21 protein-coding genes and 1 tRNA gene are annotated in these 19,524 nt (G+C 61.2%); all 22 read right to left on the bottom strand.

The annotated features are described in order from the left end of the window. Nucleotides 1-12: 12 nt before the first annotated feature. A complete protein-coding gene (locus tag OKW40_RS22120; protein WP_429491494.1) occupies nt 13-438 on the bottom strand; it encodes a DUF1178 family protein in 426 nt (141 codons plus the stop codon). A gap of 216 nt (nt 439-654) precedes the next feature. Beyond that, nucleotides 655-1,179, bottom strand: coding sequence for a helix-turn-helix transcriptional regulator (locus OKW40_RS22115; protein WP_090803783.1), 525 nt, complete (start codon nt 1,177-1,179; stop codon nt 655-657). A gap of 85 nt (nt 1,180-1,264) precedes the next feature. After that, the gene (locus OKW40_RS22110) at nt 1,265-1,510 is read right to left on the bottom strand and encodes a hypothetical protein (RefSeq protein ID WP_429492023.1); all 246 of its coding nucleotides are present in this window, start codon (nt 1,508-1,510) and stop codon (nt 1,265-1,267) included. Nucleotides 1,511-1,815: 305 nt separating this feature from the next. Beyond that, on the bottom strand, nt 1,816-2,406 hold the full coding sequence (locus tag OKW40_RS22105) for an NUDIX domain-containing protein (RefSeq protein WP_090803782.1): 591 nt from the start codon (nt 2,404-2,406) through the stop codon (nt 1,816-1,818). A gap of 45 nt (nt 2,407-2,451) precedes the next feature. Beyond that, the gene (locus OKW40_RS22100; protein WP_018420024.1) at nt 2,452-2,748 is read right to left on the bottom strand and encodes a DUF2818 family protein; all 297 of its coding nucleotides are present in this window, start codon (nt 2,746-2,748) and stop codon (nt 2,452-2,454) included. After that, nucleotides 2,748-4,220 (bottom strand): NADH-quinone oxidoreductase subunit NuoN, encoded by a 1,473-nt coding sequence (gene nuoN, locus OKW40_RS22095; protein WP_035470481.1) that lies wholly within the window; start codon nt 4,218-4,220, stop codon nt 2,748-2,750. The genes OKW40_RS22100 and nuoN overlap by 1 nt, the downstream gene beginning before the upstream one ends. A gap of 24 nt (nt 4,221-4,244) precedes the next feature. Beyond that, nucleotides 4,245-5,735 (bottom strand): NADH-quinone oxidoreductase subunit M, encoded by a 1,491-nt coding sequence (locus OKW40_RS22090; RefSeq protein WP_429491492.1) that lies wholly within the window; start codon nt 5,733-5,735, stop codon nt 4,245-4,247. Nucleotides 5,736-5,750: 15 nt separating this feature from the next. Next, a complete protein-coding gene (gene nuoL / locus OKW40_RS22085) occupies nt 5,751-7,802 on the bottom strand; it encodes an NADH-quinone oxidoreductase subunit L (protein ID WP_184059316.1) in 2,052 nt (683 codons plus the stop codon). A gap of 17 nt (nt 7,803-7,819) precedes the next feature. After that, a complete protein-coding gene (gene nuoK / locus OKW40_RS22080) occupies nt 7,820-8,125 on the bottom strand; it encodes an NADH-quinone oxidoreductase subunit NuoK (protein WP_187610965.1) in 306 nt (101 codons plus the stop codon). A 20-nt stretch (nt 8,126-8,145) separates the two neighbouring features. Then, nucleotides 8,146-8,838, bottom strand: coding sequence for an NADH-quinone oxidoreductase subunit J (locus tag OKW40_RS22075; protein WP_090803774.1), 693 nt, complete (start codon nt 8,836-8,838; stop codon nt 8,146-8,148). Nucleotides 8,839-9,028: 190 nt separating this feature from the next. Further along, the gene (gene nuoI, locus OKW40_RS22070; protein ID WP_090803773.1) at nt 9,029-9,517 is read right to left on the bottom strand and encodes an NADH-quinone oxidoreductase subunit NuoI; all 489 of its coding nucleotides are present in this window, start codon (nt 9,515-9,517) and stop codon (nt 9,029-9,031) included. Between the two features lie 15 nt (nt 9,518-9,532). Next, nucleotides 9,533-10,597: an NADH-quinone oxidoreductase subunit NuoH gene (gene nuoH / locus OKW40_RS22065; RefSeq protein ID WP_429452077.1), complete on the bottom strand. Its 1,065-nt coding sequence runs from the start codon at nt 10,595-10,597 to the stop codon at nt 9,533-9,535. Then, complete coding sequence (gene nuoG, locus OKW40_RS22060; protein WP_429491490.1) at nt 10,598-12,931, bottom strand: NADH-quinone oxidoreductase subunit NuoG; 2,334 nt, start codon at nt 12,929-12,931, stop codon at nt 10,598-10,600. Nucleotides 12,932-13,059: 128 nt separating this feature from the next. Beyond that, nucleotides 13,060-14,388: an NADH-quinone oxidoreductase subunit NuoF gene (nuoF, locus tag OKW40_RS22055; RefSeq protein WP_090803768.1), complete on the bottom strand. Its 1,329-nt coding sequence runs from the start codon at nt 14,386-14,388 to the stop codon at nt 13,060-13,062. After that, a complete protein-coding gene (gene nuoE, locus OKW40_RS22050) occupies nt 14,385-14,870 on the bottom strand; it encodes an NADH-quinone oxidoreductase subunit NuoE (RefSeq protein WP_187610970.1) in 486 nt (161 codons plus the stop codon). Before nuoE ends, nuoF begins: the two co-directional genes overlap by 4 nt. A 133-nt stretch (nt 14,871-15,003) precedes the next feature. After that, nucleotides 15,004-16,257 carry an NADH-quinone oxidoreductase subunit D gene (locus OKW40_RS22045; protein WP_090803765.1) on the bottom strand — a complete coding sequence of 418 codons (1,254 nt, stop codon included), beginning with the start codon at nt 16,255-16,257 and terminating at the stop codon, nt 15,004-15,006. A gap of 9 nt (nt 16,258-16,266) precedes the next feature. Next, nucleotides 16,267-16,869 carry an NADH-quinone oxidoreductase subunit C gene (locus OKW40_RS22040; protein ID WP_090803764.1) on the bottom strand — a complete coding sequence of 201 codons (603 nt, stop codon included), beginning with the start codon at nt 16,867-16,869 and terminating at the stop codon, nt 16,267-16,269. 20 nt (nt 16,870-16,889) lie between these two features. After that, a complete protein-coding gene (locus OKW40_RS22035) occupies nt 16,890-17,369 on the bottom strand; it encodes a NuoB/complex I 20 kDa subunit family protein (protein WP_006052903.1) in 480 nt (159 codons plus the stop codon). Nucleotides 17,370-17,431: 62 nt separating this feature from the next. Then, entirely contained in the window at nt 17,432-17,791 is a 360-nt protein-coding gene (locus tag OKW40_RS22030; protein WP_184059326.1) for an NADH-quinone oxidoreductase subunit A, read from the bottom strand. 158 nt (nt 17,792-17,949) lie between these two features. Then, nucleotides 17,950-18,034: transfer RNA gene (locus OKW40_RS22025), tRNA-Leu, on the bottom strand. A gap of 112 nt (nt 18,035-18,146) precedes the next feature. Next, complete coding sequence (gene secG, locus OKW40_RS22020) at nt 18,147-18,524, bottom strand: preprotein translocase subunit SecG (RefSeq protein ID WP_184059328.1); 378 nt, start codon at nt 18,522-18,524, stop codon at nt 18,147-18,149. Between the two features lie 82 nt (nt 18,525-18,606). Next, nucleotides 18,607-19,383 carry a triose-phosphate isomerase gene (gene tpiA, locus OKW40_RS22015; protein ID WP_184059330.1) on the bottom strand — a complete coding sequence of 259 codons (777 nt, stop codon included), beginning with the start codon at nt 19,381-19,383 and terminating at the stop codon, nt 18,607-18,609. Between the last annotated feature and the right edge of the window lie 141 nt (nt 19,384-19,524).

Here is a 19,524-nt window from a genome sequence, read left to right as displayed (position 1 = left end):
GGAGCCACCGCGCTATTGCAATGGTTCCTTCAGCGCAGCTGGGACCGGCAGCGGCATCACTTCGATGCCTTCCTCGACCAAGGCACGCGCATCCTCCGGTGTCGTGACACCGCGAATACTGCGCACAGGCGCTTCGTTGTAGTGAATGCGTCGTGCTTCCTCGGCGAAGCGGTCGCCCACGTTCTCCGTCTTCTCCAGTACCTCGCGCAGCGCGCGCATCATGTGCGCCTGCATTTGCTCCGCGCCCGCCGGCGCCTTGGAGTCGGTCGCGCCCGACAGATTCAGACGCGGTGCCGAAGGCAAACGGCTCACCTCGTTCGCACCGCAGATCGGACATTCGACGAGCTTGCGGGACTGCTGCGACTCGAAGTCATCGGTCGAAGCGAACCAGCCTTCAAACCGATGGCCATGCGGACACTGTAAATCGAGGACCTTCATATGGAATCAGGGCTTGCGTGCCAGTTTAGCGCAAAATGGAAATTTGTGAACGATCGTTCGCAAAACTTTAGAGCCGGCGTGCAACCGCCAGCGGCCGCAAGGGAATATGACGCGGGTGGGCGATTTTAACGCTTTACGGCAGGTGCTGCCGAAGGCGGCCCGGCTAGTAAGCGGTGCCACATCTGCTCCGCTCTACGGCCCGCTTGCGGCGCACTGCTACGCCACGAGATTGCTCAGTTGACGGCTCACACGCGGTTCAATCTGACGGGCCTCCTTCGTCAGATTGATCTGCTTCGCGAGTTTTGCGACATCCGCCACACCGACCTCAATCTCGTACCCGCCGCGCGCGGTCAGCCATTCGAGCACGTCCGCCAGATGCCAGACCGATGCACTGCCTTCGTGGATCGGTGACGGGAAGTCGATTGCGTTGTTCAGCATCAGCTTGCGCATGTTTTGCCGCGACACGCCGGCCACCTCGGCCACGTCGGTCAGCCCTACGAAGTCAGGTCCCGCCTCGATCAGCTGCGCGGACGGCACCGCACCTTTCACGTCCTTGAGCGCGCTGGTGACAGCCGCGAGCGCGCTCGCGCCTTCACGGGTGAAAAGCAGCCCGAGGCGGCCGGGTTGCCCGACGCCAATCGTGGCGTCGTCGCACCCCGCTTCGCCCAACCGCTCGACGATCGCGTCTGCATCGCATTCTTCCGCGGCGAGGCGGTATTTCAACGTGAACACATATTCCATACGTTACTCCTGTCTTCGTTGAGCCCAGGTTGTTGCGATTCCTGCTCGATACCTGCTTGATACCTGCGTGATACCTACGAACCCACTAGCGCCGTGCCGTGCAGTTGCCGACGATGCGCCGCAAGTGCCTGGCGTGACTGCCGGCATTCTTCGGCGCACTCCAGACGCTCGATATACAGAACTCCCCGCAACGACATTCGGCGTCTCTGTACGGGCAATGGATTTTTCCCCACGCATGACCTCTTCCGCCGTCCTGAACGCGCCAGCCGTGCTGCTCCGCGTATGCCAATGCGGCCTCGATCTCTTTCTTCATGTGCCTTGCTCGAACCATCGAGACCTCCAATTTAGTCGCTCCAGCACAGGTTGTCAATTGACAACCTGTGCTGGAGCAGAAATGAGATCACTGCGATCTTTAACTTCAGTCATCCAAAACAAAATCGACGACGAATTCGGTGATCGAGAGGTTCATACTAGCCGGCAGCCGGCGCCACGACGAGCCAGCCAGATGGCATAGGAGACGGCTTATTTTTCGAGCCAGAAAGAAACCGCGAAGTCAATGAAAAGCCCCTGCCGGTCATCGACCAACAGGGGCTCCGTTCACCTGCAACGCGGATCAGCTATCGGGCAGACCCGAACTTATACCGTTTCGGGCGCCTCGGTCGGCCACGTACCCGACAGCACTTTCTCGAGCCAGAAGGTACCGATGATCGTCTTCACATCGGTGATCTTGCCCGTGCGCACCCACTCGGATACCTGCTCCACGGTTGCGGTGAAAAGTTCGAGAAACTCGCCTTCATCGAGGTTGCGCTCACCCGCGGTCAAGCCCCGCGCGAGATAGATATCAATGAATTCGGTCGAGTAAGAAATGATCGGGTGAATGCGAGTCAGGTACACGTACTCGCGCGCGGTATAGCCGGTTTCCTCGCGCAGTTCCCGGACCGCGCAGGCCAGCGCGCCCTCGTTCGGGTCGAGCTTGCCGGCCGGATATTCGACCATCACCTTGCCCATCGGATAGCGATATTGACTTTCGAGCAGCACGCGAGCGTCGTCGAACAAGGGGATCACCATGACGGCGCCCGGATGCTGAACGTATTCGCGCGTTGCCTGTTTGCCGTCGGGCAGTCGGACCGTATCGTACTTGACCGTCATGAACGGTCCTTGATGGACCGTCTTGCTGTCGATACAAGTCTCGGTTAGCGCCGCGTCGTGATTGGGAAGCTCAGCCATGTGCGGACCTCAGAACAGCCAGGCGCGCGCGACGGCGGGACGCCGTCAGCGGCGTTTGACGAGATATTGGAAGGTAAAGCCGGGGAAAGCGAACACGACGAACAGCGCGAACGTGATCGCGTAGAACTGCCAGCCCTGCTCGAAGCGATTTCCCGCGCGCGCTTCGAGCAAAAAGCCCAGCGCGCCGACCACGAAATACAGCACGATCAATTCGGCAATCCGGAGCCAGGCGCTTTTCTTCGCCGCTTTCAACGGCACCGCGGCGAAGAGGCGCTGATTCAGGAACGGCAGGTTGGCGCCGACCAGCGCCAACAGCACGATAAACCAGCCCGCAGCGGACATCAGAGCAGCAGCGTGTGCTGGATCGCCTGCAAGCAGGCGCGCAACAGCGGATCCGGCACGATACCGAGCACCAGCACGGCGACGCCGTTCAACGCGAGCAACGCGCGCGTGCTCGTGTCCGCCACGATCGGCGACTTGTCTTGCGGCTCGTCGAAGTACATCAGCTTGACGATACGCAGGTAGTAGAACGCGCCGAACAGCGACGTGATCACGGCGAGCACGGTGAGCCAGGTCAGGCCGGCGTTCATCGTCGCTTGCAGCACGGCGAGCTTCGCATAGAAGCCGACTGCCGGCGGAATACCCGCGAGCGAGAACATCATGATCATCATCACGAACGCGAATACCGCGCTGCGCTGATTGAGGCCCTTGAAGTCCTCCAGCGTGTCCGCTTCGAAGTCGCGGCGCGCGAGCAGCATGATGACGCCGAACGTGCCGAGCGTCGTGATCAGGTAGACGATGCTGTAGAACATCGCCGAGCCGTACGCGTTCGCGGCGCCCGTGGTCTTCTGGTCGACCACGCCGGCGAGCAGGCCGAGCAGCACGAAGCCCATGTTCGAGATCGCCGAATACGCGAGCATCCGCTTGACGTTGCGCTGCACGATCCCGGTGATGTTGCCGACGATCAGCGACAGCGCCGCCAGAATCACCAGCATCTGCTGCCATTCGACCGCCAGCGGCAGCAGGCCCATTACGAGGAAACGCAGACCCCACGCGAACGCCGCGACCTTCGGGCCGCCGCCGACGATGAGCGTCATCGCCGTCGGTGCGCCCTGGTACACGTCAGGCACCCACATATGGAACGGCACCGCACCCATCTTGAACGCCACGCCCGCCACGATGAAGATGACGCCGAATAGCAGCACGGTCGGATCGTAGTGGCTCGTGCTGATCGCCTTGAACACTTCGTTCAGGTCGAGCGAGCCGGTCGCGCCATACAGCATTGAAACACCGTACAGCAGGAAGCCGGAAGCCAGCGCGCCGAGCACGTAGTACTTCATCGCCGCTTCGTTCGACGACGCCACTTCGCGACGCAGCGCGATCACCGCGTACAGCGACAGCGACATCAGTTCGAGACCGAGATACAGCGTCAGGAAGTTATTGCCCGAGATCATCACGATCTGGCCGAGCAGCGAGAACATGCCGAGCAGGAAGAAGTCGCCGCGGAACAGGCTACGGTCTTCGAGGTAGCGACGCGAATAAACGATCGTCACCGCATAGCCAAGCGACACCACCGCCTTCATCACATTGGCGAACGGATCGACCACGTACATGTGATCGAAAAAGTAATGCACTTGCGGGTCGAACGCATTGATCGCGAACCAGATCCCGGCGACGAGCGTCGAGAAGAACGCGATGAAATACGTGGTACGGCGACCCTCCTGGCCGACGAACGTGTCGTTGAGCCACGCGATGACAATGGCGAACATCACCAGTGCGTCGGGCAACAGAGCAGTCATAGGGGCGTTTTGCATGGTCTTAAATTCCTCCGCTCGTCGTTACTGAGGCAACGGCAGCTTCGATTGGGCAACGTGGGAGAGGAGGTTTTCCACGGATACGTGCATCACATCGGTAAAGGGCTTCGGGTACAGGCCCATGAACAGCGTCAGTGCGGCGAGCACAGCCAGCATGAAAAATTCGCGACGGTCGATGTCGAGCAGGTTCTTCACGTGGTCGTTCGCGACCGCGCCGAAGTACACGCGCTTGTACATCCACAGCGTGTAGGCCGCGCCGAGAATCAGCGTGACTGCCGCGCCACTCGCGATCCAGAAGTTGTACTGGACGGAAGCCAGAATCACCATGAATTCGCCGACGAAACCGGAAGTGCCCGGCAAGCCGCAATTCGCCATCGCGAACAGCATCACGAACGCCGCGAACTTCGGCATCACGTTGACGACGCCGCCGTAATCGGCGATCTGACGCGAGTGCATGCGGTCGTACAGTACGCCGATGCACAGGAACATCGCGCCCGACACGAAACCGTGCGAGATCATCTGCACGATCGCGCCTTCCGCGCCGAGCTGATTGAAGATAAAGAAGCCGAGCGTGACAAAGCCCATGTGCGCGATCGACGAATACGCGACCAGTTTCTTCATGTCGGCCTGCACCATCGCGACGAGACCGATGTAGATCACCGCGATCAGCGACAGCGTGATGACGACCGGTGCGAGGAAATGGCTCGCATCAGGCGTGATCGGCAGCGAGAAGCGCAGGAAACCGTACGCACCGAGCTTCAGCATGATCGCGGCCAGCACGACCGAGCCGCCGGTCGGCGCTTCCACGTGCGCGTCCGGCAACCACGTGTGCACCGGCCACATCGGCACCTTCACCGCGAAGGCCAGGAAAAACGCGATAAACAGTAGCATCTGCGGCGTCATCGCGATCTGCGCGTGCTGCCACGTGGCGATGTCGAACGAGCCGGTCTGGTTGTACAGATAGATCAGCGCAACCAGCATCAGCAGCGAGCCCGCCAGCGTGTACAGGAAGAACTTGAATGCCGCGTACACGCGGTTCGCCCCGCCCCACACGCCGATGATGATGTACATCGGGATCAGCGTCGCTTCGAAGAACACGTAGAACAACAGGCCGTCGGCCGCGCTGAACACGCCGACCATGATGCCCGACAGGATCAGGAAGGCCGCGAGGTACTGGCCGACGTTCTTCGTGATCACTTCCCACGCCGCGATCACGACGATCACCGTGATCAACGCGGTCAACGCAACGAACCACATCGAAATGCCGTCCACGCCGAGGTGATACGTGATGTGGAAGCGCTCGATCCAGTTCGCCTGCTCGACGAACTGCAGCTCGGCGGTGCTCGAATCGAAGCTGGTGATCAGTGGCAGCGTGACGAGGAAGCTCAGAACCGAGCCGATCAGCGAAATCCAGCGCGCGGGGGCGGGGTTCTCGTCGTTGCCGATCGCGAGGACCAGCAGACCGAAGAAGATCGGCAACCAGATCGCGATGCTCAGAATCGGATAAGCGTGCATGGGTGTCCCTCGCCTTTATTTGCCGCCGAGCGTTACGAACAGGGTCAGGAGCCCCAGCATGCCGATGATCATGGCGAACGCGTAGTGGTAGATGTAGCCGGATTGGAGGAAGCGGATCACGCTCGCGAACCAGCCGATAAAGCGTGCGCTGCCGTTGACGATGCCGTCGATCACGACCACGTCGCCTTCCTTCCACAGACCCCGGCCAATGGCCACCGCGCCCCGCGCAAACACGACTTCGTTGATCTTGTCCATGTAGTACTTGTTATCGAGCAACGTGTAGATCGGGCCGAATGCGCGCTTGATGACAGCGGGCAGATCCGGACGGACCAGATACAGGAACCATGCGACCACCACGCCTGCGAGCGCGAGCCACACAGGCAGGCCCGACACCGAGTGCAGACCCATCGACGCCCAGCCCTGGAATTCTTCGGTCATCTCATGCAGCGCCGGATGGTTCTCGCTGATGTAGATCACCTTGTCGAACGCGACGCCGTGCTGGAAGAAGTCGCCGAACAACATCGGACCGACGCCGATCGCGCCGATCACGATCGACGGAATCGCCAGCAGCACGAGCGGCACCCACACGACCCACGGCGTTTCGTGCGGCTCGTGAGCGTGGTCGTCGTGACCATGACCATGGTCGTCATGCCCATGCGACTCGGCCTCCGCGCCCATCGGCGATTCCGGGTGCTTCGGATTGCGGAAGCGCTCCTCACCGTGGAACACCATGAAATACATACGGAACGAATACAACGCGGTCACGAACACGCTTGCGACCACGGCGAAGTACGCGAAACCCGAGCCTGGCAGATGCGACAGTTTCACCGCGTCGATGATCGAGTCTTTCGAGTAGAAGCCCGAGAAGAACGGCGTGCCGATCAGCGCGAGCGAACCGATCAGCGACGTGATCCACGTAATCGGCATGTACTTGCGCAGGCCGCCCATGTTGCGCATGTCCTGATCGTGATGCATGCCGATGATCACCGAACCCGCGCCGAGGAACAGCAGCGCCTTGAAGAACGCGTGCGTCATCAGGTGAAACACGGCGACCGAATATGCCGACGCGCCGAGCGCGACCGTCATGTAACCGAGCTGCGACAGCGTGGAATAAGCGACCACACGCTTGATGTCGTTCTGGACGATCCCGAGGAAACCCATGAACAGCGCGGTAATCGCACCGATGACCATGACGAACGACAGCGCCGTATCCGACAGTTCGAAGAGCGGCGACATGCGCGTGACCATGAAGATACCGGCCGTCACCATGGTCGCCGCGTGAATCAGCGCGGAGATCGGCGTCGGGCCTTCCATCGAGTCCGGCAGCCACACGTGCAGCGGGAACTGAGCCGACTTACCCATCGCGCCGATGAACAGGCAGATGCAAGCCACCGTCAGCAGGCCCCAGTCGGTACCCGGGAAGTTCAGCGCCGCGAGTTCGGTACGCTTCGCGAAGACTTCGCCGTAGTTCATCGAGCCGGCGAACGCGAACAGCAAACCGATGCCGAGCAGGAAACCGAAGTCGCCGACGCGGTTCACGATAAACGCCTTCATGTTCGCGTAGATCGCACTCTCACGCTTGAAGTAGAAGCCGATCAGCAGGTACGACATGAGACCCACCGCTTCCCAGCCGAAGAACAGCTGCAGGAAGTTGTTGCTCATCACGAGCATCAGCATCGAGAACGTGAACAGCGAGATGTACGAGAAGAAGCGCTGGTAGCCGTCGTCGTCGGCCATGTAGCCGATCGTGTAGATATGCACCATCAGCGACACGAAGTTCACCACGCAGATCATCATCGCGGTCAGCGAGTCGACCAGGAAACCGACTTCGAGCTGGGTCTTGCCGATTGACATCCATTGATAAATGGTCGCGTTGAAGCTCGCGCCGTCCATCACCTGGAAAAAGACCATGACCGACAGGATGAACGAAATCGCGACGCCGAGGATCGTGACCGAATGCGCACCCGCCCGCCCTATTGCCTTGCCGAACAGCCCCGCAATCAGGGAACCAGCGAGCGGTGCCAGCGGAATTGCCAACAGCAGGTTTTCATTGAGTATCGTGGACATAACCGCTTTTCCTGAAATTAACCTTTGAGCTGATCGAGATCCTCGACATTGATCGTGTCGAGACTACGGAACAGGGTCACCAGAATTGCGAGACCGATCGCCGCTTCGGCTGCCGCAACCGTCAGCACGAAGAAGACGAAAATCTGGCCATGCACGTCGCCCAGGTAGTGCGAGAACGCGATGAAATTGGTGTTCACCGCGAGCAGCATCAGTTCGATCGCCATCAGGATGATGATGACGTTGCGGCGGTTCAGGAAAATGCCGACGATGCTGATCGCAAACAGGATCGCGCCGAGGACAAGGTAATGGGCAAGGGTCAACATGATTTCTATCTCCTGTCCGCTCAGCTGTTCTTGGCCGGCGCCGAGTCGGCTGCTGCTGCGGCTGCCGCGGCAGCCGCCTGTTCCGCAGCGAGGGTCGCCGCGGTTTTCTCTGACGGCATCTTCACAACGCGCACGCGGTCCTGCACGCGCACCTTGACCTGTGCGCTGACGTTCTGACGCTTGCTGTCCTTCTTGTGGCTCGTGGTCAGCGCGATCGCCGCGATGATGGCAACCAGCAGGATCAGGCCGGCAATTTCGAACGCGAAGATGTAGTCGGTATAGATGACCTTGCCGATCAGGCGCGTGTTCGACCAGTCGCCCATGCCAGCGGCAGCCGCGGCCGTGTCGTGCAGCGCCGTGGTGGTCGCGCCGTAGCCGTGCCACAGGATCAGCGCGGTTTCGATCACGATGATCGCGCCCACCGCCGAGGCCATCGGCACGAAGCGTTTGAAGTCCTTGCGCAGCACGTCGAGATTGACGTCCAGCATCATCACGACGAACAGGAACAGCACCATCACCGCGCCGACGTAGACCAGCACCAGCAGGATCGCGAGGAACTCGGCCTCCAGCAGCATCCAGATCGCCGCTGCGTTGAAGAACGCCAGCACGAGAAACAGTGCGGATGACACCGGGTTGCGCGAGGTGATCACCTTCAGCCCTGAAACCACCAGGAGCAGCGCGAAGATGTAGAACAGTACGGTCGTGAATTCCATGATTACCGGTTCATCGTTAGGCCATCGTCAGGCATTGTTCTTTGGCACCCGTGGCTGGCAAAAGCGGACGAAACCGCCAGAACCGCCACACAGGTGCGCCGTGCCGCGGCGTTCAGGCCGCGGCGGTCGGCCCGACAGCAGGCCGTGTTACTGCTTTTACTGCCGCATTTGCTGCAAGCGGGAAAACGCTTCAACGATACGGTGCGTCGGCTGCCTTGTTGGCGGCGATTTCTGCTTCGTAACGATCGCCAACGGCCAGCAGCATTTCCTTCGTGAAGTAAAGGTCGCCGCGCTTCTCGCCGTGATACTCGAGAATGTGCGTCTCGACGATCGAATCGACCGGGCAGCTTTCTTCGCAGAAACCGCAGAAGATGCACTTGGTCAGGTCGATGTCGTAGCGCGTCGTGCGGCGCGTGTTGTCCGCGCGCGTTTCCGATTCGATTGTGATCGCGAGCGCCGGGCACACTGCTTCGCACAGCTTGCACGCGATGCAGCGCTCTTCGCCGTTTTCATAGCGGCGCAGCGCATGCAGACCGCGGAAACGCGGCGAGATCGGGGTCTTCTCTTCCGGGAACTGCACGGTGATCTTGCGCTGGAACGCGTAGCGTCCGGTCAGCGCGAGGCCTTTCAGGAGTTCCGTGAGGAAGAAAGTCTTGAAGAAGTTTTGGATTGCGGTCATAGGTTCGTCCGCCCTTTATTTCCAGATGTTCAACGGCGACATGATCCAGAAGCCGACCACCACGAGCCACACCACGCAGACCGGAATGAAAATCTTCCAGCCGAGACGCATGATCTGGTCATAGCGGTAGCGCGGGAACGTGGCACGCGCCCAGATGAACACCGACAACAGGAAGAAAACCTTGGCGACGAGCCAGACGATGCCCGGGATGAACGACAGGAACCCGAACGGGGCGCTCCAGCCGCCGAGGAACAGTGTTGCAGCCAATGCCGAGATCACGATCATGTTGATGTACTCGGCGAGGAAGAACAGCGCGAACGCCATACCCGAGTAATCGATCATGTGGCCCGCGACGATTTCCGATTCGCCCTCCACCACGTCGAACGGGTGACGGTTCGTTTCCGCGATGCCCGAGATGAAGTACACGACGAACATCGGCAGCAGCGGCAGCCAGTTCCAGGACAGGAAGTTCAGGCCGTGCGAGGCGAAGAAGCCCTGCTCCTGCGAGCCGACGATGCCCGACAGGTTCAGTGTGCCGGCCGTCATCAGCACGACCACCAGCGCGAAGCCCATCGAGATTTCGTACGAGACCATCTGCGCGGCGGCGCGCATCGCGCCGAGGAACGCGTACTTCGAGTTCGACGCCCAGCCGGCCAGAATCACGCCGTACACGCCGATCGACGAGATCGCCATCGCGTATAGCAGACCCGCGTTGATGTCGCCGAGCACCGCGCCCGCCTGGAACGGGATCACCGCCCAGACCGCGAAAGCCGGCACCACCACCATGATCGGCGCGATCAGGTAGATCCAGCGGCTTGCCTGAGCGGGCTGGATCACTTCCTTGAGCAGCAGTTTCAGCACGTCGGCGATCGGCTGCAAGAGCCCGGCGGGGCCGACGCGGTTCGGACCGAGACGCACATGCATCCAGCCGATCAGCTTGCGCTCCCACAGGATCAGGTAAGCCACGCACAGCAGGATCGCGACGGCCACCACCAGGATGCGCACGAGCGCCCACACCGTGGGCCATGCCACACCGAGAAGTTGGGCGCCGCCCGAGTTGATCGTATCGAACAAGCTCATTTACGCCTTCTCCACCACCAGTTCACCGAACAGGCTGCCCAGCGCTGCACCGGCAGGCGTAGCCGCCGATACGCGGACGACCGTCTCCGCAAGATTCGCATCGCGCACGGCCGGCAACTGCACCGCTTGCTCGCCCTGACGAACGCGCACCGCGTCGCCCTCTTTCAAACCCAGTTTGTCGAACAGCGCAGCGGGCAGGCCGACCGAATTCGCCGTACGGGCCGCCGCGGTCAGATGCAGCGACTCCGCGCGACGCACGAGCGCATCGGCATGATAGATCGGCACGTTCGCGAGACGCTCGAACTTGCCTTCCGCCGCCTTCGCGGCCTGGCCGCGCGTCACCGCGACGCTGGTGCGGTTCGATAGACGCGACTTCAGCTCGCCGTCGCCGAGCGCGGCCGCGCGCACTTCTTCGACCGTGTCGTATTCGAAGCCCGACGCACCGAGCAGGCTGCCCAGCACGCGCAACACCTTCCAGGCCGGACGCGTGTCGCCGAGCGGACGCACGACGCCGTTGAACGCCTGCACCGTGCCTTCAGCGTTGACGAACGTACCGCCCGTTTCGGTGAACGGCGCGATCGGCAGCAGCACGTCGGCATAGTCCGCGCCCGTCTGGAACGGCGACATCACGACGACCATCTCGGCCTGCTTCAGCGCGGCAAGCGCCTGCGCCGGGTTGGCGGTATCGAATTCCGGCTCGAGATTCAGCAGCAGATAGCCCTTGCGCGGCTGCTCGAACACTTCACGCGCGCTCAGGCCGCCTTCGCCCGGCAGCGCATTCACGAGGTGCGCCCCGACCGTGTTGGCCGCTTCGGTAAGGAAACCGAGCGTTGCGCCGGTTACTTCGGCAATCCATTGCGCCGCGGCGTGGATCGCCGCGAAGTCCGGATGACGAACCGCTTCGTTACCGAGCAGCACGACGCGATGCTCGCCGGTGGTCAGCGATTTCGCGATCTGCTTGTGCGCGTCCGTCGGCTGTGTGCCGGCGAATGCTTCCGGCAATGCGACGCCCTTCGCTTCGCCCACCGCACCGGCGATGCCTGCCAACACCTCGAGCCATGCCGACGGCGCCGCGACCACGCGTTGCGCCTGAGGGATCATCGCGTCGTCGTTGGTGGCCTGGAGCAGTGTAAGTGCCGAACCGCCTCGTGCGACCTGGCGCAAACGCGCGGCGAACAGCGGATGGTCACGGCGCAGATCCGAACCGATCACGAGCGCCGCATCGACGTTCGACAGATCGGCGATCGTGCTGCCGAGCCACGGCGCGCCGGTAACGGGCGCCGAGAAATCAGATTGACGCAGACGGAAGTCGACGTTCGGCGTGCCGACCGCTTGAGCGATCTGCTTCAACAGGAACAGTTCTTCGACGGTGCTGTGCGCGCTCGACAGTGCGGCAAGCGCGTTCGCGCCGTGGTCACTCTTGATGCCCTTCAGACCCTTGACCACGTATTCGAGCGCGGTCTGCCAGTCGGTTTCGACCCACTGGCCGCCTTGCTTGAGCATCGGTTTGGTCAGACGCTCGGGGCTGTTCAGGCCTTCGTACGAGAAGCGGTCCTTGTCCGAGATCCAGCACTCGTTGATCGCCTCGTTTTCGAACGGCAAAACGCGCATCACGCGATTGTTTTTCACCTGCACGATGAGGTTCGCGCCGACGGAATCGTGCGGGCTCACCGACTTGCGACGCGACAGCTCCCACGTACGGGCGCTGTAGCGGAACGGCTTGCTCGTGAGCGCGCCGACCGGGCACAGGTCGATCATGTTGCCCGACAGCTCGGAGTCGACCGTCTTGCCGACGAACGATGTGATTTCCGCATGCTCGCCGCGGCCCAGCATGCCGAGTTCCATCACCCCGGCGATTTCCTGGCCGAAGCGAACGCAACGCGTGCAGTGAATGCAGCGCGACATCTCTTCCATCGAGATCAGCGGACCCACGTTCTTGTGGAACACCACGCGCTTTTCTTCGCTATAGCGTGACGACGACTTGCCGTAACCAACGGCCAGATCCTGCAACTGGCATTCGCCACCCTGATCGCAGATCGGGCAGTCGAGCGGATGGTTGATCAGCAGGAATTCCATCACGGCTTGCTGGCCCTTCACCGCCTTGTCCGACCTGGTGCGCACGATCATGCCGGCCGACACCGGCGTCGCGCACGCGGGCACGGCCTTCGGCATCTTCTCGACATCGACCAGACACATCCGGCAATTGGCCGCAATCGACAGCTTCTTGTGATAGCAGAAGTGAGGAATGTAGGTGTCAACCTTATGCGCAGCCTGGATCACCATGCTGCCTTCAGGCACCTCGACTTTCTTGCCGTCTATTTCCAGTTCAACCATGATGGTCAATCTTCCTTAACCTGTTACCGCTCAATCGTTCGCGTGTTCATCGCCCGCTTCGGGCGATGAATCCTGCGGTTGAGGTGTTCGTCTGGTAGTTATCCGTCAGCCAAACCTGTCGGCCCGACTCAGGCAGCCACGGTTTCGGGCGCCGCCGCCATGCCGGCATGACCGCCGACGAGGCAATGCTTGTGGGCGACGTGATATTCGAATTCGTCCCAGTAGTGCTTGAGCATGCCCCGGACCGGCATCGCGGCCGCGTCGCCGAGCGCGCAGATCGTGCGGCCCATGATGTTTTCCGCGACGGAGTTCAGCAGATCCAGATCTTCCTGGCGGCCGAGACCATGCTCGATACGATGCACGACGCGATACAGCCAGCCCGTGCCTTCACGGCAAGGCGTGCATTGACCGCACGACTCTTCGTAATAGAAGTACGACAGGCGCAGCAGCGAGCGCACCATGCAGCGCGTCTCGTCCATCACGATCACTGCGCCCGAGCCGAGCATCGAGCCGGCCTTCGCGATCGAGTCGTAATCCATGTCGGTCTGCATCATCATCTCGCCCGGTATCACCGGCGCCGACGAACCACCAGGAATCACAGCCTTGATCTTCTTGCCGCCGCGCATGCCGCCGGCGAGTTCCATCAGCGTCGCGAACGGCGTGCCGAGCGGAATTTCGTAATTGCCCGGACGCTCGACGTCGCCCGACACCGAGAAAATCTTCGTGCCGCCGTTGTTCGGCTTGCCGATTTCAAGGTAATTCTGCGGGCCGATGGCGAGCAGGAACGGCACCGCCGCGAACGTTTCGGTGTTGTTGATCGTGGTCGGCTTGCCGTACACGCCAAAGCTCGCCGGGAACGGCGGCTTGAAGCGCGGCTGCCCCTTCTTGCCCTCGATCGATTCGAGCAGCGCGGTTTCTTCGCCACAGATGTACGCGCCGTAACCGTGATGCGCATGCAGCTCAAACGAAAAGCCAGAGCCCATGATGTTGTCGCCGAGGAACCCGGCGCGGCGAGCTTCTTCCAACGCTTCTTCGAAGCGCTTATAGACTTCCCAGATTTCGCCGTGAATATAGTTGTAGCCGACCGTGATGCCCATCGCGTACGCGCCGATCGCCATACCTTCGATCAGCGAATGCGGATTGAAGCGCAGAATGTCGCGGTCCTTGAACGTACCCGGCTCGCCCTCGTCCGAATTACAGACGAGGTACTTCTGGCCCGGGAACTGACGCGGCATGAAGCTCCACTTCAGACCGGTCGGGAAGCCCGCGCCGCCGCGGCCGCGCAGACCCGACGCCTTGACGTCGGCGATCACCTGCTCGGGCGCGATCTTTTCTTCCAGGATACGGCGCAGCTGGGCGTAGCCGCCGCGCGCCACATAGTCTTCGAGATGCCAGTTGTCGCCGTTCAGGCCGGCGAGAATCAGCGGTTTGATGTGACGATCGTGTAAAGACGTCATTTCGAAAGTTCCTCGAGCAGCTGGTCGATCTTCTCGCGGCTCATGAAGCTGCACATGCGTTGGTTGTTCACCAGCATCACCGGCGCGTCGCCGCACGAACCCATGCACTCACCTTCTTTCAGGGAGAATTTGCCGTCGGGCGTGGTTTCGCCGAAGTCGATGCCGAGCTTCTGCTTCAGGTATTCAGCGGCGCTTTCGGAACCGCCGTCCGGGCCGAGCTGGCACGGCAGGTTCGTACAGAGCGTGATCTTGAACTTGCCGACCGGCGAGGTCTCATACATCGTGTAGAAGGTCGCTACCTCCTGCACGGCGATTGCCGGCATGCCGAGATAATCCGCGACGAACTGCATGAGTTCGGGCGACAGCCAGCCATGCTCCGTTTGAGCAATGGCCAACGCCGACATCACGGCGGACTGTTTCTGATCCGCGGGGTACTTTGCGACCGCACGATCGATTTCTTTCAGGCCTTCAGCTGAGATCATTTTCAGACACGACTCTTTCAATTCCTACCGAACGAAAACCTGTCGCTCACGTCAAACTGCGACAGACCCGGCGTTCCTTTGCTTGACCCGCGTGGCGGTGCGACGACCGCAGACGCGCGTCGATGAATACGTCCTAGCGATCCACTTCGCCGAACACGATGTCCTGCGTGCCGATGATCGTCACGGCGTCGGCGATCATGTGGCCGCGCGCCATTTCGTCGAGCGCGGACAGGTGCGCATAGCCCGGGGCGCGGATCTTCAAACGATACGGCTTGTTGGCGCCGTCCGAGATCAGATAGATGCCGAACTCGCCCTTCGGATGTTCGACTGCGGCATACGCCTCGCCTTCGGGCACATGGAAGCCTTCGGTGAACAGCTTGAAGTGGTGGATCAGATCTTCCATGTTCGACTTCATGCCGACGCGCGACGGCGGCGCAACCTTGTGATTGTCCGTCATTACCGGGCCCGGATTTTTGCGCAGCCACTCAATGCACTGTTTCGCGATACGCGTGGACTGGCGCATTTCTTCGACGCGCACCAGATAGCGGTCATAGCAGTCGCCATTCACGCCGACCGGAATGTCGAAGTCGAGCTTGTCATAAACCTCATACGGCTGCTTCTTGCGCAGATCCCACTCGATCCCCGAGCCACGCAGCATCGCGCCGGTCATGCCGAGCTGCAGCGCGCGCTCCGGGCTGACCACGCCGATACCAACCAGACGCTGCTTCCAGATCCGGTTGTCGGTGAGCAGCGTTTCGTATTCGTCGACGCACTTCGGGAAGCGCGTAAAGAAGTCGTCGATGAAGTCGAGCAGCGAACCCTGACGGTTTTCGTTCATCTTCGACAACGCCTTCGCATTGCGAATCTTCGACGCCTTGTATTGCGGCATTGCGTCAGGCAGATCGCGATAGACGCCGCCCGGGCGATAGTAGGCCGCGTGCATGCGCGCGCCCGACACCGCCTCGTACACGTCCATCAGGTCTTCGCGCTCGCGGAACGCATACAGGAACACCGCCATCGCACCGACGTCGAGCGCGTGCGAGCCAATCCACATCAGGTGATTCAACACGCGCGTGACTTCGTCGAACAGCACACGAATGTATTGCGCGCGCAGCGGCACGTCGATGCCGAGCAGCTTTTCAATGGCGAGCACGTAGCCGTGCTCGTTGGCCATCATCGACACGTAGTCGAGACGGTCCATGTACGGCACCGACTGGATGAACGTCTTGCTTTCGGCGAGCTTTTCAGTCGCGCGATGCAGCAGACCGATGTGCGGATCGGCGCGTTGGATCACTTCGCCGTCGAGTTCGAGCACGAGACGCAACACACCGTGCGCTGCCGGGTGCTGCGGACCAAAGTTGAGCGTGTAGTTCTTGATCTCTGCCATGACGTTCTCTTAGTGTTTCAGACCGCCATAGCGATCCTCGCGGATCACGCGCGGCGTGATTTCCCGCGGCTCGATCGTCACCGGCTGATAAACGACGCGCTTCTCTTCCGGGTCGTAACGCATCTCGACGTAGCCGGAGACCGGGAAATCCTTGCGGAACGGATGACCGATGAAACCGTAGTCGGTCAGAATGCGGCGCAGGTCCGGGTGGCCTTCGAAGACGATGCCGTACAGGTCGAACGCTTCGCGCTCGTACCAGTTGACCGAATTCCAGATATCGACGACGGACGGCAGGATCGGCATGTCGTCGTCCGGCGCGAACACGCGCAGCCGCAGACGCCAGTTGTTTTGTACCGACAGCAGATGCAGCACTGCCGCAAAACGCGGGCCGTCGTAAGCGCCTTCGGCATAGGTCTGATAATCGACGCCGCACAGGTCGACACACTGCTCGAAACCGAGCGAGCGATCGTCGCGCAGACGCTTTGCCACGTTGAGGTAGTCGCCGGCCTTGACGACGATCGTCAATTCACCGACCGACTCGGTCACGCTCAACAGGAGGCCGCCAAAGGCCGCCTCGAGGTTCGCTTTCAGGGTCTCGAGTTTGCTTGCCATATTGTGGGGAGGCGTTGGCCTTATTGACGGGCGATGGTGTTAGTGCGGCGAATCTTGGCTTGCAGCTGGATCACGCCGTATACCAGCGCTTCCGCCGTGGGCGGACAACCCGGCACGTACACATCGACCGGGACGATCCGGTCGCAGCCGCGCACCACCGAGTATGAGTAGTGGTAATAGCCACCGCCGTTCGCGCATGAGCCCATCGAGATCACCCACCGCGGCTCCGCCATCTGGTCGTAAACCTTGCGCAGAGCGGGCGCCATCTTGTTGCACAGCGTGCCGGCGACGATCATCACGTCCGACTGACGCGGACTCGGACGAAACACCACGCCGAAACGGTCGAGATCATAACGGGCAGCGCCCGCATGCATCATCTCGACCGCGCAGCACGCAAGACCGAACGTCATCGGCCACAGCGAGCCGGTGCGCGTCCAGTTGATCAGTTTGTCCGCCGTAGTGGTGACAAACCCTTCCTTCAAGACCCCTTCGATACTCATTTGCTTTCCACTCCAGACGGGGCGGCAAGCCTGGCCACCCACGCAAACCGGCGATTAACCCATCATTCCCAGTCGAGGCCGCCCTTCTTCCAGATGTAGGCAAAGCCAAGCAGGAACTCGAGCAGGAAAATCATCATTGCCGTGAACCCAGTCCAGCCGATGTCACGCAACGCCACGCCCCACGGGAACAGGAATGCGGTCTCAAGGTCGAAAATGATGAAGAGAATGGCGACGAGGTAGTAGCGCACGTCGAATTTCATGCGCGCATCTTCGAATGCTTCGAAGCCGCACTCGTACGGTGCGTTTTTCTCGGTGTCGGGCTTGTTGGGACCGAGGAGCTTGCCAATACTGACCAGTGCTACGCCTAAACCGGTGCCCACAATAAGGAACAGCAAAACGGGGAAATAGGCTGCGAGGTTCAAGACAATCCTCAATCGGTTGGTTCTGAGTGCCGTCAGGAGCATAGCACCCCTGACGCGAAATCACTTCCTCAACGCGCATGACGTAAGCCGTACAGCGATACGCCAGAAGTGAAAATGCCAGCCGAAGCGAAGCAAACGGCTGGCATTTAGATAACATTTGGTGCCGACGGCGAGACTCGAACTCGCACAGCTTTCGCCACTACCCCCTCAAGATAGCGTGTCTACCAATTTCACCACGTCGGCACTATATGCAATCCGGGAAAACAACTTGCAAAACCCGCGAATCGCTTCAAGACTTGAATTGTAACTTGCTTAAGCAGATTGTTCAACGCACAAGACCACGTCCGCCGAAAATTTATTTCGGCACGCCCGTCGCCGGAACCGACGCAGGCGAAGCCGGCGCTGCCGCCACCGGGGCCGAGCCCGCAGCCGGCGCGGAAGCCGCGACCGGCGCAGTAGCGGCCGCGCCCAGCACGCCTGCCGACGGCTTCACGTGATACGCACCAAGGTAAGTGAGTGCCAGTGTCGTGGCAAAGAACAGCGCTGCGAGCACTGCCGTGGTACGCGACAGGAAGTTCGCCGAACCCGTCGCACCGAACAGGCTACCCGACGCGCCGCTGCCGAAAGCCGCGCCCATATCGGCACCTTTGCCGTGCTGCAGCAACACAAGTCCGATGACCCCGAACGCCGACAACAACTGAACGACGATAATCAATGTTTTCAAATACAGCATCACACTCACCTGAGTCTTTATTTAACCGCGCCGCACACTGTGTGTTGCGCGAAATGGAGTCATCCTCGCCGAGACGCCCAGCTTAACCAGCTACGCTGGTCGCAGCGGCCGCCTTGCAGATCGCCAGGAAATCCTGATCTTTCAACGACGCGCCACCGATCAGGCCGCCGTCGATATCGAGCTGACGGAACAGTTCTTCCGCGTTGTCCGGCTTGACGCTGCCGCCGTATAGCAACGGCACGTCCGCCGCACCCTTGGCCGCGAGACGTGCGCGCAGGAACCCATGCACGGCCTGCGCCTGTGCCGCCGATGCGCTCTTGCCGGTGCCAATTGCCCACACCGGCTCATACGCGACGACGAGGCGAGCCGCTTCCTGAGCCGACAGCTTCGCGAGCACCTCGTCGAGCTGACCGCCGACGACCTGCTCGGTGCAATCCGCTTCGCGTTCTTCGAGCGTTTCGCCGACGCACACGATCGGCGTCAAACCCGCCTCGAGCACACGCTGCGCTTTCACCGCGACCAGTTCGGCGCTTTCGCGGTGATACGCGCGGCGCTCCGAGTGCCCGACGATCGCAAACGTGGCGCCGAAGTCCGTCACCATCGGCGCAGCCACTTCGCCGGTATAGGCGCCATGCGTGAACGCGGACACGTCCTGCACGCCCCACACGACCGGGCTGCCTTCGAGCAGCGACTGAGTCTGCCCGAGATAGAGGCTCGGCACGCACACACCGACGCGCACGTCGGCCGGCAATTCACTGGCGCCCTGTGCCACTGCCTGCAGCAACGCGGCGTTCGCGGCGAGCCGCCCATGCATCTTCCAGTTACCGACTACCAGTTTGGCTCGTTGTTGATTCGACATCGTCTCGTATTGTCCTGTCTTGCCAGTCCGGGCTGCTGCCGGCGGACTTCGCTCGCGCCTCGCTGCAGTTCGTTCCTGCGCTCGCGGCCCGCCCGTCGGATTGATCCGGCGCGCGCAAAACGCGCAATTTTACTGCGTGGG

The organism is Paraburkholderia sp. RAU6.4a, assembly GCF_050435625.1.
Taxonomy (GTDB): domain Bacteria; phylum Pseudomonadota; class Gammaproteobacteria; order Burkholderiales; family Burkholderiaceae; genus Paraburkholderia; species Paraburkholderia tuberum.
The sequence above is the reverse complement of the archived record's forward strand: the minus strand, read 5'-3'. Positions and strand labels throughout refer to the sequence as shown.

Coding starts and splice junctions, on each gene's coding strand:
- OKW40_RS22120 (WP_429491494.1), bottom strand. CDS start 438: ATGAAGGTCCTCGATTTACAGTGTCCGCATGGCCATCGGTTTGAAGGC.
- OKW40_RS22115 (WP_090803783.1), bottom strand. CDS start 1,179: ATGGAATATGTGTTCACGTTGAAATACCGCCTCGCCGCGGAAGAATGC.
- OKW40_RS22110 (WP_429492023.1), bottom strand. CDS start 1,510: ATGGTTCGAGCAAGGCACATGAAGAAAGAGATCGAGGCCGCATTGGCA.
- OKW40_RS22105 (WP_090803782.1), bottom strand. CDS start 2,406: ATGGCTGAGCTTCCCAATCACGACGCGGCGCTAACCGAGACTTGTATC.
- OKW40_RS22100 (WP_018420024.1), bottom strand. CDS start 2,748: ATGTCCGCTGCGGGCTGGTTTATCGTGCTGTTGGCGCTGGTCGGCGCC.
- nuoN (WP_035470481.1), bottom strand. CDS start 4,220: ATGCAAAACGCCCCTATGACTGCTCTGTTGCCCGACGCACTGGTGATG.
- OKW40_RS22090 (WP_429491492.1), bottom strand. CDS start 5,735: ATGCACGCTTATCCGATTCTGAGCATCGCGATCTGGTTGCCGATCTTC.
- nuoL (WP_184059316.1), bottom strand. CDS start 7,802: ATGTCCACGATACTCAATGAAAACCTGCTGTTGGCAATTCCGCTGGCA.
- nuoK (WP_187610965.1), bottom strand. CDS start 8,125: ATGTTGACCCTTGCCCATTACCTTGTCCTCGGCGCGATCCTGTTTGCG.
- OKW40_RS22075 (WP_090803774.1), bottom strand. CDS start 8,838: ATGGAATTCACGACCGTACTGTTCTACATCTTCGCGCTGCTCCTGGTG.
- nuoI (WP_090803773.1), bottom strand. CDS start 9,517: ATGACCGCAATCCAAAACTTCTTCAAGACTTTCTTCCTCACGGAACTC.
- nuoH (WP_429452077.1), bottom strand. CDS start 10,597: ATGAGCTTGTTCGATACGATCAACTCGGGCGGCGCCCAACTTCTCGGT.
- nuoG (WP_429491490.1), bottom strand. CDS start 12,931: ATGGTTGAACTGGAAATAGACGGCAAGAAAGTCGAGGTGCCTGAAGGC.
- nuoF (WP_090803768.1), bottom strand. CDS start 14,388: ATGACGTCTTTACACGATCGTCACATCAAACCGCTGATTCTCGCCGGC.
- nuoE (WP_187610970.1), bottom strand. CDS start 14,870: ATGATCTCAGCTGAAGGCCTGAAAGAAATCGATCGTGCGGTCGCAAAG.
- OKW40_RS22045 (WP_090803765.1), bottom strand. CDS start 16,257: ATGGCAGAGATCAAGAACTACACGCTCAACTTTGGTCCGCAGCACCCG.
- OKW40_RS22040 (WP_090803764.1), bottom strand. CDS start 16,869: ATGGCAAGCAAACTCGAGACCCTGAAAGCGAACCTCGAGGCGGCCTTT.
- OKW40_RS22035 (WP_006052903.1), bottom strand. CDS start 17,369: ATGAGTATCGAAGGGGTCTTGAAGGAAGGGTTTGTCACCACTACGGCG.
- secG (WP_184059328.1), bottom strand. CDS start 18,524: ATGCTGTATTTGAAAACATTGATTATCGTCGTTCAGTTGTTGTCGGCG.
- tpiA (WP_184059330.1), bottom strand. CDS start 19,383: ATGTCGAATCAACAACGAGCCAAACTGGTAGTCGGTAACTGGAAGATG.